Below are 14,999 nucleotides of genomic sequence, written 5' to 3' on the forward strand. Positions count from 1 at the left end.
CATGCGAAGGGACAACGGGAGACCGCCAGCCCTCCCTACGCCGGTATCAACCGGATCAGGTTCAGCGGGTCGTGAGCTGCTGCCCACCTCTCAGCCACACATCAGCGGCCCCCCGGGGATGGCGTCGCTTAGGCGGTCGGCAGCAATGTGGGAAGTCGTAATGTGTCGGTGGTGGTCGACGGGAGCGGTGCCCGATCCCGGAGGATCGGGCTATCGCCGTCGTGCCGTCAGCCGATGCCGCGTTCCAGCAGGCGCATCAACCGGCTAGAGAACGCGCGCGGATCGACCGGGAGTTCGCCATCGGCGATGCGCGCCTCGTCGAACAGCAGGTGCGCCGCGTCAGCGCGCGCCGCCTGATCACCGTCGTCAACCGCGCTCAGTTTCTCGACGAGCGCGTGGCGCGGGTTGATTTCCAGCACTGGCTTTGCCGCCGCGTCGAGCCGGCCGGCGTTGGCGAGCAGCTTTTCAAGCTGGCGGTCCATGCCGTGTTCCGGCGCAACCAGGCACACCGCGCTTTCGGTGAGGCGATCGGACACGCGCACGTCCGAGACCGCATCGCCGAGTGTTTCCTTCACGAAGGCGATGAAGCCGTTGACCGCATCCGACGCGGCGGCAGCGGGCTCGGCGCCGTCCGGCAGCGGGATAAGGCTGAGATCGGCAAGACCCTGCGTGACCGACTTGAACGGCTTGCCGTCATAATCCACCCCGGCGGTAATCCAGAAGCTGTCGACGTGATCGGCGAGCAGCAGCACTTCGATACCACGCGCGCGGAACCCTTCGAGCTGCGGCGAGGTGGCGAGCCGCTCGAGATCCGTGCCGGTCGCGTAATAGATCGCGGTCTGATTGTCCTTCAGACCGGCGGCATAGTCCTTCAGCGAACGCCATTCACCATTGGAGGTGGTGGTCTTGAAGCGCGCGAGGCCGAGCAACGTCTCGCGGCGGCTGAAATCCTCGTACAAACCCTCTTTCAGAACCGCGCCGAAATTGTCCCACAGCTTGAGGTACCGTTCGGTGTCGTTGGCGGCCAGTTTATCGAGTTCCGACAGCACGCGGTTGGCGACCGCCTTCTGAATCGCGGCGAGCACCGGGCTCTCCTGGATCATCTCGCGCGAGACGTTGAGCGGCAGATCGTTGGAATGCACCAACCCGCGCACGAAGCGCAGGTAGCGCGGCAGGATCTCCGCATCGTCGGTGATGAAAACGCGGCGAACATAGAGCTTCATGCGGCCGGCGCGATCGGGATCGAACAGGTCGAACGGCTTGGTTTCCGGCACGAACGCCAGCACGGTATATTCGTGCAGACCCTCGGCGCGGTAGTGCAGCGTCAGCGCGGGCTCGTCGAACTGACCGGCGGCGCTGCGGTAGAAATCCTTGTATTCCTCGGGCGTGATTTCGGATTTCGGCTTGGTCCACAGCGCAGCGCCGTCGGCGATCTGCTTCGGCTCGGCGTCGGGGTTTTCCTTCAGGAAGATCGGCACCGGCACGTGACCCGACTGCGTCTTGATCGTGCGCTCGACCGCGAAGGCGTCGGTGTAGTTCGCGGCATCCTCCTTGAGGTGGAGCAGCACGCGCGTACCCCGCGCCGGCGCCTCGGCTGTATCGACCGGCTGGATCGTATAGGTGCCGAGCCCGTCCGATGACCAGGATGCTGCCGTGTCGCCACCAGCCCGGCGCGAGAAAACCTCGACCCGATCCGCGACCATGAACGCCGAATAGAAACCGACGCCGAACTGGCCGATCAGGTGGCTGTCCCCGGCATCCTTGGCGCCGGCGATCTTGTCCATGAACGCCTTGGTGCCCGAGCGCGCGATCGTGCCCAGCGCCTCGCCAAGCTCGGCCTCGGTCATGCCGATGCCGTTGTCCTCGATGGTCAGGCGCCGCGCCTCGGCGTCGAGCGTGACGGTGATGCGCGGCTGGCCGTCGTCGCCGAGCAGGCTGGCGTCGCTCAGCCCCTCGTAGCGCAGCTTCTCGCAAGCATCGGCCGCGTTCGAGATCAACTCGCGCAGGAAGACGTCCTTGTCCGAATAGACCGAGTGCACCATCAGGTGCAGAAGCTTGGCGACATCGGCCTCGAAAGAACGGGTTTCGGGCGTGGTTTCGATCGTCGTCGTCATGCTGGTTCCCCATGATCTTTCAGGTTGAACGCCGCAGATGGCCGAGCGGTCGGAGGCTTTCAAGATGCTGCACGCCATCTTCCTGTCGATGATGTACGAAGCAGCGGAGCCGTCGCGATGCTGGGGAGTTGTTGCGGAATGGAAATGAAGCCGCTGCCACGCGACGCCGTGCTGATCGTCAACACGCATTCGCGTAAAGGGCAAGATCTTTACGAGGAGGCGCGCACCAAGCTGGCGGCGGCCGGCATCACGCTGCTGGCGACCCACGCGGTCGATGATCCCAAGGATCTTGCCACCGTCGCCCGCAAGGCGATCGCGGAGGGGGCGCCGATGGTGATCGTTGGCGGTGGCGATGGCACTCTGGCGGGCGTGGTCGACGAACTGGTCGGCAAGGTCTGCGTGTTCGGGGTGCTTCCGCTCGGCACCGCCAACAGCTTCGCTCGGTCGCTCGGCCTGCCGCTCGATCTCGACTCCGCGATCGCGGCGATCGCGCATGGGCGACGCAGGCGCGTAGATCTCGGCATGATCGATGGCGACCATTTCGTGAACGGCGCGTCGATCGGCCTGTCGACGATGATCGGCGAAACCGTGCCGCACAAGCTCAAGCGGTATGCCGGGCGCGTCGGCTATCTGGCGTGGGCGTTGAAGTGCGCGGTGCGGTTCTGCGCATTCCGGCTTGAACTGGATGACGGCACGCAGCTCCACCGCCTCTGGGCGACCGAGGTCCGCATCCTCAACGGGACGCACCACGGCGGCGTCGAGCTGTCGGAGGAAGGTGGCGTGGCGTCGCGCGACCTGCTGATCCAAGCGGTAGTCGGCACCAGCAAGCTGGCGCTCGCCAAGGACTGGTCGGCGAAGTTCTTCAAGCTGCGCGATCGTAATGCCGGGAGCAGGGATTTTCGCGGCAAGACGTTCCGCATCGTAACTGACCCACCACAGCGCATCTCGATCGACGGGGAGGTGCTGGCGTGCACCCCGGTCACCGCGAGCGTCGCGCCCGCCGCGATCGAGGTGGCGGTGACGGCGTAACCGCTAGTTGGCGCCGCCGCCCGCGCGCGGGTAGTCCCGCCACAGCCACTCCAGCGCGCCCGGCAGCGTCTGGGCGACGACATCCCCGTCGACGTGAACCGCGTCTGCCGCTTTGACGTAGCGATAGTCGTACCCTTTGGCATCGAGCGCGGCGGCCATGCGGTCGTTCGCGAGCGGCCAGTTGTGGTAGCTCTCCTCCGGGTCCTGCCAGTGAAGATCATGCTCGCCGACTTCCATCCAGATGCGGATCGGCTTACGGGGCGCCGCCGGGATCAGCCGGGCGGCATAGTCCCATGCCCCGTGCGGCGTGGCCGGGTCGGCAGGGGATGCCTGATTCACGAAGGTGCCTGAGTAAGACAGCACCTTGCCATACCATTCCGGGTGGAACCAGGCCATGGTGAAGGCGGCCGCCGCGCCCGAACTGCCGCCCATCGTCGCGCGCCCATTGGGGTCGCTGGTGAACCGCACACCGTACAGCGCCTGTACGCGCGGCAGGACTTCTTGCTCGACAAACCGCGCATAGCGGTCGGACACGGTGTCGTACTCGAGACCGCGCTGCGACCCTTGCGCGTCGCCGCCGCCCGACTGGATCATCACCGCCACCATCGGCGGCACGCGGTGCTGCGCGATCAGACTGTCGAGCGCGGCGGCGACACGGGCCGCATAGTCCCGCCCGTCCTGCACCACCAGCAACGGCACTGCCGTTCCCGCCCGGTAGCCGTTGGGAATGTAAACGAACACGTCCCGGCGGTACGGCGCGGGTGCGGATTGCTGCTCCGCCGGGGCGGCGAGCCGGTTGCCATACGCGTCGCGGCGGCGCGTGGAGTCGGTATCGATCTGGCGGATGCCAGGGTAGATGCCGCTCTCGCTAGAGCGCATGATGAAGCTGTGCAATGTTCCGCTGACCCGACCCGGAAGCGCTGTCATCTCCGTCGCGTCGCGGTACGGTGGCGCGATACGAACCTCGTCGGCGGACGCTGCCGTCGCGGCAAGGGCCGCCGCGATCATTGCCAAAGCTTTCGGTGCCATCGTGCCGCTCCATTGATTGGCCCGCGAGAGGCAGGCGTTTGGCCGAATGTGCGTCAAGAGGCTGCTGGTGCCAAGCGTAGCGATGGACCTCCTTGCGCGTTGGCACCGCCTGTCGCTTCTTCAGAAGTATCGCGCGTCATGACCACCGAACCACTTTCTGCGATGCAACGGCTTTCGGCCGGATTGGCGGGAAAAACCGCTGGCGATTTCCACCTCGACCACAGCGACTTAGAAAATCGGGCGGAACGTGTTCGATAGGCGAGGGGTTATCACATCGCCAGCCAGACCGGAGATCCTGCTTGCCGTCATCCCTGTCCTGCATCCTTTCCGTCGGCGACGTGTCGGCGGACCAAGACCGAATAAATGATCGCGTCCTGACCGCAGCGGCGGAGGCCGGATACCAGGCGGTATTGTGGCAAGTGCCCGCAGGCTCGGGCGGGTCCAGCGATAGCTTGATCGGTGCCGCACAATCCGTCTGCGCGGCAGCAGGGCTGGCATTGCTGCTCGACATCGACATCAGCGATTTCCCGGTTGCGCATCCGCTCGTCGCGCAGGAGCCTGCGCTGTTCGCCATGCGACGTGCGGCCGATCCCGAACGACCGGTCGATCCACGCAAGCCAATGGCCATGTCCGGCGAGGCACTGGCCCGGCTTCGGTCGGACGATGCGACACGTGTCCTGCTGGCACCGATTGCCGAGCGGTTGCTGGGGTTCGTCGCCGCTGGCGTGCGAGGCTTCCGCTTGCTTCATCCGGAGCGGATTGCCCCCGAGTTCCTTGCCGCCCTCGTCACGCGGTTGCGCGCGCAGGACGAAGCAGTGGTGGTGATCGCCGGACCGGGCCTGTCGCGAGAGGCGGCGCGTGCGTTGCGAGGGCTGCCGCTCGACGGGATCATGTCATCGTTCGGCTGGTGGGACATGCGCGCGGCCTGGCTTGTCGAGGAGCAGGAAGACCTCCGCTCGGTCGCGCCGCTGTTGGCCGAGCCGCGTGGTGCGCAGCTTTCGCAAGCGAATGCCCCGCGCAGCCTGTTGGCGGCGGCGGTAAGCGCCGACGGCATCATCGTCCCGCTCGACGTGTTCGAGCGCGATCCGGCAATCGCCGGCCGCGCAGTCGCCGCAGTGCAGGCCGTCGCGGCGTTTGGTGGCGAGATGCGGCGGGTCGGCGGCTCCGGCGGTGCGGTGACCGCATGGCTGCGCGCCGACTCGCGCGACGTCCGCCGGGCGGAGGCGGCGCTGCTCACATTCGTAAACACGAGTTCAGAGGGGCGGCCCGCTCCCGACCCGTCGATCGTGCTCCAGACGATCGGGGCTGCCTTCGAATCTTTCGGTGCCGACGCGTTCGAACCGCTCGATGCCGGCGAGGTGCGGATGCTGACGGCTAAGCGTGGCGCGTCAATCACGCTGGATGCCGTGCCCGACCTTGCCGCAGCGGCACAGGCGCCGCGCTTGGTGGTCGAGGACGTGATCCCGCATGTCGACGGTGGCTTCCCGGTCAAGCGCGTAACCGGCGAGGTGGTGATGGTCGAAGCGACGATCTTCGCCGACGGGCATGAGCAACTCGCCGCCGAGTTGCTGTGGCGGTGCGCCGACGAAGAGGAATGGACGGTCGTCCCGCTGGAGGAGCGACCGAACTATCGCTGGCATGCCCAGTTCGTGCCGTTGCGGCTTGGCCGGCATGAGTTCGTGGTTGAGGCTTGGCTGGACCGGTTCGGCGGCTTCACGCGGGATTTCCGCAAGAAGCTGGACGCGGGCGTCGCGCAAACGGTCGACCATGCCGAGGGGCGTCTGCTGGTCGAGCAAGCGCGCGACCGCACCACCGGCGCGTTGCAGGTGGAGCTGACCCGGTTTGCGGATGCGCTGGCGCGGGACGACGATGCGCTGCTTCTCCTGTCGGACGATCTTGCCGCCGTCATGCAGCAGGCGGACGATCGCCCGCACCGGCTGCGATCCGCCGTCCAGCCGCTCGATGCCGAACGTTTGGCGGCGCGCTATTCGAGCTGGTACGAATTGTTCCCGCGATCGCAGGCGGTCGGTCGTCACGGCACGTTTGCCGACGTGATCGAGCGACTGCCGGCGGTGCGCGATATGGGGTTCGACACGCTGTATTTCCCGCCGATCCACCCGATCGGCACGACCAATCGCAAGGGGCCGAACAACACGTTGACTCCGGCGCCGGGTGATCCCGGTAGCCCCTATGCGATTGGCGCGGCTGCGGGCGGGCATGACGCGATCCATCCGGAACTGGGCAGTCTCGACGATTTCCTCGCGCTGATCGACGCCGCGCACGAGCATGGGCTGGAGATCGCGCTCGACTTCGCGATCCAGTGTTCTCCGGATCATCCGTGGCTCAAGGATCATCCCGGCTGGTTCGCGTGGCGACCCGACGGGTCGATGAAATACGCCGAGAACCCACCGAAGAAGTATCAGGATATCGTCAACGTCGACTTCTATGGTCCGGACGCGGTGCCGGGGCTGTGGACTGAATTGCGCGACGTCATCCTTTTGTGGGTGGAACGCGGTGTAAAAACCTTCCGGGTCGACAATCCGCACACCAAGACGCTGCCGTTCTGGGAGTGGATGATCGGCGATGTGCGCGGTCGCCACCCCGAGGTGATCTTCCTGGCGGAGGCATTCACCAAGCCGGCGATGATGTACCGGCTCGCCAAGGTCGGCTTCTCGCAGAGCTACACCTATTTCACCTGGCGCGATCGCAAGGCGGAGCTGATCGAGTATATCACCGAACTCACCACCACCGCGCCGAAGGAGTTCTATCGCCCGCACTTCTTCGTCAACACGCCCGACATCAACCCGATATTCCTGCAGACCTCCGGGCGGCCGGGTTTCCGCATCCGTGCGGTGCTGGCGGCGACGTTGTCGGGGCTGTTCGGCGTCTATTCGGGGTTCGAATTGTGCGAGGCCGCGCCGATCCCTGGCAAGGAAGAGTATCTCGATTCCGAGAAGTTCGAACTGCGCCCGCGCGACTGGAACGCACGCGGCAACATCATCGCCGATATCACCATGCTCAATCGGCTGCGTCGCGCACATCCGGCGCTGCAGACGCATCTGAACACACGCTTCTACGCGGCGTATAATGACAACATCCTCTATTACGCCAAGCCATCGCTCGACGGCACGGACATGATCCTCGTCATGGTCAGTCTTGACCCGCACAACCCGCAGGAGGCTGATTTCGAGGTTCCGCTGTGGGAGTTCGGCCTGTCCGATACCGCTAGCATCGCGGTGGAGGATCTCGCTGAGGGCTATCGTTTCAATTGGCACGGCAAGACCCAGCACATCCGGCTCACGCCGGACCAACCCTATCGCCTATGGCGCATCGCACCGGGAGACAAAGCATGACAGCGCTCGACCAGGACCCGCTCTGGTACAAAGACGCCGTCATCTATCAGGTGCACGTCAAATCGTTCTTTGATTCGAACAATGACGGCATCGGCGACTTCGCCGGATTGATGGCGAAGCTCGATTACATCGCCGAACTCGGCGTAACCGCGATCTGGCTGCTGCCGTTCTATCCGAGCCCGCGCCGCGACGATGGCTATGATATCGGCGAATATCGCGATGTCAGCCCGGATTACGGGACGATGGAGGACGTGCGCGCCTTCGTTACCGCCGCGCACGATCGCGGTATGCGCGTCATCACCGAACTCGTCATCAATCATACCTCGGACCAGCATCCGTGGTTCCAGGCTGCGCGTAAGGCGCCCGCTGGCAGCCCGGAGCGCGACTTCTACGTGTGGTCGGACACCGACAAGCTGTATTCCGGCACGCGCATCATCTTCTGCGATACCGAGAAATCGAACTGGACGTGGGACGATGAGGCGCAAGCCTATTTCTGGCACCGCTTCTATTCGCACCAGCCCGATCTCAACTTCGACAATCCGAAGGTGCTTGAAGAAGTGCTGTCGGTGATGCACTTCTGGCTGGACGCGGGCGTGGACGGGCTGCGGCTCGACGCGATCCCCTATCTGGTCGAGCGGGACGGCACCTCGAACGAGAATTTGCCCGAGACGCATGCGGTGCTGAAGAAGATCCGCGCCGATCTCGACGCGCATTATCCGGACCGGATGCTGCTTGCCGAAGCGAACATGTGGCCCGAGGATACCCAGCAATATTTCGGCGAGGTCGATGAGAACGGCTGGGGCGACGAGTGCCACATGTCGTTCCACTTCCCGCTGATGCCGCGCATGTACATGGCGGTCGCGCAGGAGGATCGCTTCCCGATCACCGACATCATGCGCCAGACGCCGGAAATCCCGGTCAACTGCCAGTGGGCGATTTTCTTACGCAACCACGACGAGCTGACGCTCGAAATGGTGACCGACGCCGAGCGCGATTACCTGTGGAACACCTACGCCGCCGATAAGCGCGCACGCATCAACCTCGGCATTCGGCGTCGTCTTGCGCCGCTGATGGAGCGCGACCGTCGGCGCATCGAGCTGATGAACGCGCTGCTGCTGACCATGCCCGGCACGCCGGTGCTATACTATGGCGACGAGATCGGCATGGGCGATAACGTCTATCTGGGCGATCGCGACGGGGTGCGTACGCCGATGCAATGGTCGTCGGATCGCAACGGCGGTTTCAGCCGCGCCGATCCGGCCAGCCTGACGCTGCCGCCGATCATGGACCCGCTTTACGGCTTTCAGGCGATCAACGTCGAGGCGCAGGAGCGCGATCAACATTCGCTGCTCAACTGGGTAAAGCGGATGCTGGCGGTGCGGCGCGAGCATCAGGCGTTCGGGCGCGGCACGCAGCGCTTCCTGCGCCCCGCCAACCGCAAGATCCTTGCGTACCTGCGCGAACATGACGGCAATGCAGTGCTGTGCGTCGCGAACCTCAGCCGCACCGCGCAGGCGGTGGAACTCGACCTGCACGATTATGCGGGCAGCACGCCGGTCGAGCTGTCGGGTGGTGCGTCGTTCCCGGCGGTGGGGCAATTGCCGTATCTGCTAACGCTGCCGCCCTACGGTTTCCTGTGGTTCTGCCTGTCGAGCAACGTCGCCGCGCCGGAATGGTCGAGCGCAGCACCGGGCGGCGATGTCGAACGCTATACATTCGTGCTGCGTCCCGAGCTTGCCGGGGTGACGCGCGGGCGCAATGCGCAGGTGCTGGAGAGCGAGATCCTTCCGTCGTACGTCGCGCAGCGCCGCTGGTTCGGGGAGAAGGACGAGACGATCCGGGGCGTCCGCGTCGCGCGCACGGTTGCGCTGCCCGAAGTCGAGGACCTCGTGCTGACGCTGATCGAGGTGACCACCGACGCGGGCACGCAGACCTACACGTTGCCGCTCGGCATCGCGTGGGAGGGCGAGTTGCAGGGGCCGTTCGCCTCCAATCTCGCGATCGGGCGGGTGCGGCGCGAACGCCGCGTCGGGCTGCTGACCGACGGCTTCACCGTGTCGAGCTTCGCGGCGGCGGTGATCGGCGCGATCGGGCGCGGTGACGAGGTTGCGGTCGACGGCGGCGCACTGCGCTTCGTCGGCACCGAAGACCTCGACATCGGCACCGATGCAGCGCCGGAATGGATCGGCGCGGAACAATCAAACAGCACCATGATCCTTGGTGAGCGCGCGGTGCTGAAGCTGCTGCGCAAGGTGCAGGCGGGCATCCACCCCGACGCCGAGATGGTGCGCTATCTCGTTGCCGGCGGGTTCGAGAACGTGCCGGCGATCCTCGGAGAGGTGTGGCTCGACGAGCGTGAGACGTCGAGTCTCGTCATGCTGGTCCAGCGCTTCGTCTACAACCAGGGTGATGGTTGGGGGTGGACGCTTGGGTTGCTCGACCGGCTCGCCACCGATGCGCACTGGAGCTCCTCTAACTACGAAAACTTCGCGCAGAATGTCGGGCGGCGGCTGGCCGAGATGCACGCGGTGCTGGCCCGCCCGAGCGATGACGCGGCGTTTGCGCCGGAAGCGCTGTCGCTGGGCGATGCCGACCGTTTGTCGGGGCGGATCGAGGGGCAGGTCGATAAGGCGCTTGGCATCCTGAGCGGTGCGACGCTGAGCGAGGCGGATGCGGCGGCGGCGGAATATCTGCGTGACCATCGCGGCGATCTGATGGCGCGCATCCGCAGCGTGGCGCGCGCGGCGGAAGGGCGCACCCGCACGCGTATTCACGGCGACCTGCATCTTGGCCAGATGCTGGTGACCGGTAGTGATGTGATGCTGATCGATTTCGAGGGCGAGCCGGTGAAATCACTCGACGACCGGAGAGCGAAGGATCTGCCCGAGCGGGACGTGGCGGGGATGCTGCGATCGTTCGACTATGCCGCTGCGGTTGCCGAGCGTGCCCGCCCGGCGCTGGCTGATGCCGATGAGACGCGGGCCGACATGCGTTACGACGAGTTCCGGCGCAGCGCGGTCGACGCGTTCCTGGGCGGCTACAGCGAGGTGACGGCAATGCACGAGCCGCTGCTCGACCTGTTCGTGCTGGAAAAAGCAGCCTACGAAATCGCCTATGAGGCGGCGAACCGGCCCGACTGGATCGGCGTGCCGATCGCCGGCCTCGCTCGCGCCGCCGAACGGCTGTTGCAGGAGAACGCGGCATGAGCGTTCATGACGATACCGCCGCCGCGATCCTCGAAGCGCGGTTGAACGATCCCTTCGCGGTGTTGGGCGCGCATGACGGCGCGGTGCTGACCTTCCAGCCTGGTGCGCGATCGGTCACGCTGATCGCGCGCGACGATGCACGCCCGATCGGCACGCTGGAGGAGAGTGCGCCCGGTCTGTTCTCGGGTGCGCTCGCCGAACCTGTGCCATATGCGCTGCGGATCGCGTGGCCGGACGGTGCGGTGCAGGAGACCGAGGACGCTTACAGCTTCGGCCTCGTCCTCAGCGACCTCGATCTCTACCTGTTCAACGAGGGCCGGCATTGGGAACTCGCGCGCGCGATGGGCGCGCAGCCGCGCACGATGGACGGAGTGGAAGGCGTTGCCTTCTCGGTCTGGGCACCCAACGCGCGCCGCGTGTCGGTGGTGGGCGATTTCAACAGTTGGGATGGCCGCCGCCACCCGATGCGCTCGCGCCAGGGCGCAGGCGTTTGGGAGTTGTTCGTGCCGCGCATCGGCGTGGGTGCGCATTACAAGTTCGAGATCGCCGGCGCCGACGGCAGCGTGATGCAGAAGGCCGATCCGCTCGCCCGGCAGACCGAACTGCCGCCCAGGACCGGATCGATCGTCGCGCCTGCGCCGGATTTCGTCTGGTCCGACGCCGACTGGCTGGCCGAACGCGCTAAGCGCCATGCCCCCGATGCGCCGCTTTCGGTCTACGAGATCCACGCCGGATCATGGCTGCGGCCGGACGGCGATGCCGACGGCACGCTCGACTGGCAGGGGCTGGCCGAACGGCTGATCCCGTACGTGGCGGACATGGGGTTCACCCATGTCGAATTGATGCCGATCATGGAGCATCCGTTCGGCGGGTCATGGGGCTATCAGCCGCTGTCGCAGTTCGCGCCCTCCGCGCGGTTCGGCACGCCCGATCAGTTCGCGGCGTTCGTCGATGTGTGTCATCGCTACGGCATCGGCGTGATCCTCGACTGGGTACCAGCGCACTTCCCGACCGACGCGCATGGCCTTGCGCGGTTCGACGGCACGCCGCTCTACGAACATGCCGATCCACGCGAGGGGTTCCATCAGGATTGGAACACCTTGATCTACAATCTCGGTCGGCGAGAGGTGTCGGGGTTCCTGCTCGCCTCGGCGTTCTGGTGGCTCGAGGCGTTCCATGTCGACGGCCTGCGCGTCGATGCGGTCGCCTCGATGCTGTACCGTGACTACAGCCGCAACGCCGGCGAGTGGGTGCCCAACATCTACGGCGGCCGTGAGAACCTCGAGTCGGTCGCGTTCCTGAAGCGCATGAACGAGGTCGTAGCCGAACGTGTGCCCGGCGCGATCACAATCGCGGAGGAATCGACCGCCTGGCCGGGCGTATCCGCGCCGGTGTCGGAGGGCGGCCTCGGCTTTTCGTACAAGTGGAACATGGGCTGGATGAACGACACGCTCCGCTATGTGGAGCGTGACCCGCTGTATCGTGGCTGGCACCATAATGAGGTGACGTTCGGGCTCGTTTATGCCTTCTCCGAGCGATTCGTGCTGCCGATCAGCCACGATGAGGTGGTGCACGGCAAGGGGTCGCTGATCGGCAAGATGCCGGGCGATCCGTGGCAACGCTTCGCCAATCTGCGCGCCTATTTCAGTCTGATGTGGACGCATCCCGGCAAGAAGCTGCTCTTCATGGGCTGCGAGATCGCGCAGGAACGCGAATGGAATCACGATGCGCAGGTGGCGTGGGATCTGCTCGATCAACCGCAGCATGCCGCGATGCAGCGGCTCGTGCGGGATCTCAATCATCTCTATACGGCCGAGCCAGCGCTGCATGCGCGCGACACCGATCCTGCGGGTTTCCAGTGGATCGTCGGGGGCGATACCGAACGCAACGTGTTCGTCTATGCCCGCTACGGCGCGCCGGGCGATGTGCCCGTGGTTGTGGTGCTGAACATGAGCGCCAACCCACATCATGGCTACCGTATCGGCCTGCCGCGGGCTGGTGTGTGGCGGGAGGTGCTTAATAGCGATGCCGGTATCTATGGTGGCGCGAACATCGGCAACGGTGGTGCAATCCATTCCGTCGCAGCCGACCTCGACGGGCAACCCGCGAGCGCGGACATCACGGTGCCGCCGTTGGCGGGACTGATCCTCCGCTTCGAGGATGCTGCCGCATGACGGGCGTCTCGGAAACTAAAGGTAGCGACAGCGCACTGCACCGATTGGCCGAAGCGGCAGGGCTTCAGATCGTATGGGAGGACGCGCTTGGCGAGGCGCACCGCGTTTCCGACGACTCGCTGGTCGCGATCCTTGCCGCACTGGGCTTTCCTGCGGATGGTGATGCTGCGATCGCCCGCAGTGCGGCGCAGCTAGCCGAAGATAGCGAGGCTCCTTGCGCCTTCGTGTCGGGCGTGGCGGGCGAACCGATCGTGCTGTCGTCGGCTTGCGGTGCGGCTGGAGCGGCGGAGCTGGTCCTGGAGGACGGCACCCGTCAGGCGATCATGCTGGAGGCAACGGACGAGGGTCTGCGGCTGCCGGCGATCACCACGCTCGGCTACCACCGGTTGATGATCGGCAATCTTGAAATCAGCGTCGCAGTCACTCCACCGCATTGCTTCGCCGTCGATGATGCCGCTGGGGGTCGCCGCCTATGGGGACCAGCGGTGCAGATCGCGGCGCTGCGTGACGACCGCGCCACCGCGTTCGGCGATTTCGGGACGCTCGCCGATACCGCACGGGCCTTTGCCGCGCGCGGTGCGGATGCGCTCGCGATCAGCCCGGTGCATGCGCTGTTTCCCGCGGACAGCAGCCGCTACAGCCCCTATGCGCCATCGAGCCGACTGTTCCTCAACGTCCTATACGCCGATCCCGCGCTGGTCGGCGTCGCGTCGGATGCCCCCATCACCGACCTGATCGACTGGGAGCAGGCAATCCCCGCGCGGCTGCAGTCGCTGCGGCAGGCGTATGACGCGCGATCCGATGCGGTGCGCGCGTCGGTCGCGGCGTTCGCGGCCGAAGGCGGCGGTGAACTTGAGCGGCACGCCCGTTTCGATGCGCTCCACGCCTACTTCTTCTCGCAATCGGGCGCGCGTGGCTGGCAGGAGTGGCCGGCCGCGTACCACGATCCCGCCGGCGCTGCGGTCGCGCTGTTCGCGGCGGAGCGGCAGGACGATGTCGGCTTCTTTCTGTTCCTGCAATGGCTCGCCAAGCGTAGTCTTAATGCTGCGCAGCAGGCAGCGACCGGTGCGGGTATGGCACTGGGGCTGATCGCCGATCTGGCGGTCGGCATGGACCCGGGCGGGAGCCACGCCTGGAGCCGGCCGGACGATCTGCTCACAGGCCTTTCGATCGGTGCGCCGCCTGATCTGCTCGGCCCCGACGGCCAGAATTGGGGCATCACCGGCTTCTCGCCCCGTGCCCTGCAGCGCAGCGGCTTCGCGCCGTTCATCGCGACCCTGCGCGCGACGCTCGGCCACGCCGGCGGCATTCGTATCGACCATGCGTTGGGGCTGCGACGGCTGTGGGTGGTGCCGGACGGCGCTTCTGCCAAGCAGGGGGCGTATCTGACGATGCCGATGGACGACATGCTTCGCCTGCTTGCGCTCGAATCGCATCGCGCCCGCGCGGTGGTGATTGGTGAGGATCTCGGTACCGTACCCGATGGCTTTCGACCGGCAATGGACGAGAAGGCGATGCTCGGCATGCGCGTTCTGTGGTTCGAGCGTGATGAGAATGGCGATTTCCTGCCACCGGAGCGCTACGGCCGGGACGCTGCGGCGATGACCGGCACGCACGATCTCGCGACCGTCGCCGGCTGGTGGCGTGGGCGTGATATCGAGTGGAACTGGAACCTCGGGCGGACTTCGCGTGCCGCCGATCAGGCCGAGGATCAAGCCGCGCGTGGCAAAGAGCGCGCCAAGCTGTGGAGCGCGTTCGTCGAGGCTGGCGTGGCAGCCGAGCCGCAGCCCGCGCCGCATGATGGCGATCGCCCGGTCGACGCGGCTCTCGCCTTCGTGGCGCGCGCGCCGTCGAGCCTGGCTGTCATGCCGCTGGAAGATATCATCGGTGCGATTGAGCAGCCCAATCTCCCTGGCACGATCGATGAGCACCCCAACTGGCGACGCAGGATGCCGGACACGACCGAAACGCTGCTGGGACGGCCGGAAGTCATGGCCAGGCTGGCGGCGATCAAAGCAGCACGAGCAACCTGACGTTGAGGTTCTGCTCGCTGTGACCGATAACGACGCAGTCCTGGAGCGGATCTGTCGATGA

The 14,999-nt window shown here is 65.8% G+C and carries 7 protein-coding genes and 1 riboswitch; of the genes, 5 read left to right on the plus strand and 2 right to left on the minus strand.

Annotation, left to right across the window (positions count from 1 at the left end):
* Nucleotides 1-15: 15 nt before the first annotated feature.
* Nucleotides 16-125: riboswitch (TPP riboswitch) on the minus strand.
* 102 nt (nucleotides 126-227) lie between these two features.
* Nucleotides 228-2,114 carry a molecular chaperone HtpG gene (htpG, locus tag OXR00_RS00440; RefSeq protein ID WP_267386065.1) on the minus strand — a complete coding sequence of 629 codons (1,887 nt, stop codon included), beginning with the start codon at nucleotides 2,112-2,114 and terminating at the stop codon, nucleotides 228-230.
* A gap of 138 nt (nucleotides 2,115-2,252) precedes the next feature.
* Here htpG and OXR00_RS00445 point away from each other — a divergent pair, with 138 nt between their 5' ends.
* Entirely contained in the window at nucleotides 2,253-3,143 is an 891-nt protein-coding gene (locus OXR00_RS00445) for a diacylglycerol kinase family protein (protein WP_267386066.1), read from the plus strand.
* A gap of 3 nt (nucleotides 3,144-3,146) precedes the next feature.
* Here the strand turns inward: OXR00_RS00445 and OXR00_RS00450 are convergent, their stop codons facing one another.
* Complete coding sequence (locus OXR00_RS00450; protein WP_267386067.1) at nucleotides 3,147-4,172, minus strand: alpha/beta hydrolase-fold protein; 1,026 nt, start codon at nucleotides 4,170-4,172, stop codon at nucleotides 3,147-3,149.
* 299 nt (nucleotides 4,173-4,471) lie between these two features.
* On the opposite strand from OXR00_RS00450, the gene OXR00_RS00455 reads away from it, so the two are divergent.
* Genes OXR00_RS00455 through malQ form a run of 4 tightly spaced genes read left to right on the plus strand, consistent with a single transcriptional unit; the run spans nucleotide 4,472 to nucleotide 14,938 of the window.
* Nucleotides 4,472-7,525: an alpha-1,4-glucan--maltose-1-phosphate maltosyltransferase gene (locus tag OXR00_RS00455; protein ID WP_267386069.1), complete on the plus strand. Its 3,054-nt coding sequence runs from the start codon at nucleotides 4,472-4,474 to the stop codon at nucleotides 7,523-7,525.
* Nucleotides 7,522-10,731 carry a maltose alpha-D-glucosyltransferase gene (gene treS / locus OXR00_RS00460; RefSeq protein ID WP_267386070.1) on the plus strand — a complete coding sequence of 1,070 codons (3,210 nt, stop codon included), beginning with the start codon at nucleotides 7,522-7,524 and terminating at the stop codon, nucleotides 10,729-10,731. Before OXR00_RS00455 ends, treS begins: the two co-directional genes overlap by 4 nt.
* Nucleotides 10,728-12,905 carry a 1,4-alpha-glucan branching protein GlgB gene (gene glgB, locus OXR00_RS00465; RefSeq protein WP_267386071.1) on the plus strand — a complete coding sequence of 726 codons (2,178 nt, stop codon included), beginning with the start codon at nucleotides 10,728-10,730 and terminating at the stop codon, nucleotides 12,903-12,905. Before treS ends, glgB begins: the two co-directional genes overlap by 4 nt.
* Complete coding sequence (gene malQ / locus OXR00_RS00470) at nucleotides 12,902-14,938, plus strand: 4-alpha-glucanotransferase (RefSeq protein WP_267386072.1); 2,037 nt, start codon at nucleotides 12,902-12,904, stop codon at nucleotides 14,936-14,938. Before glgB ends, malQ begins: the two co-directional genes overlap by 4 nt.
* Nucleotides 14,939-14,999: the final 61 nt, after the last annotated feature.

Source organism: Sphingomonas sp. GC_Shp_3 (genome assembly GCF_026540945.1).
Lineage (GTDB): Bacteria > Pseudomonadota > Alphaproteobacteria > Sphingomonadales > Sphingomonadaceae > Sphingomonas.

Excerpts from the sequence above, each read along its gene's own strand:
- htpG (WP_267386065.1), bottom strand. The coding sequence starts at position 2,114 with ATGACGACGACGATCGAAACCACGCCCGAAACCCGTTCTTTCGAGGCC.
- OXR00_RS00445 (WP_267386066.1), top strand. The coding sequence starts at position 2,253 with ATGGAAATGAAGCCGCTGCCACGCGACGCCGTGCTGATCGTCAACACG.
- OXR00_RS00450 (WP_267386067.1), bottom strand. The coding sequence starts at position 4,172 with ATGGCACCGAAAGCTTTGGCAATGATCGCGGCGGCCCTTGCCGCGACG.
- treS (WP_267386070.1), top strand. The coding sequence starts at position 7,522 with ATGACAGCGCTCGACCAGGACCCGCTCTGGTACAAAGACGCCGTCATC.
- glgB (WP_267386071.1), top strand. The coding sequence starts at position 10,728 with ATGAGCGTTCATGACGATACCGCCGCCGCGATCCTCGAAGCGCGGTTG.
- malQ (WP_267386072.1), top strand. The coding sequence starts at position 12,902 with ATGACGGGCGTCTCGGAAACTAAAGGTAGCGACAGCGCACTGCACCGA.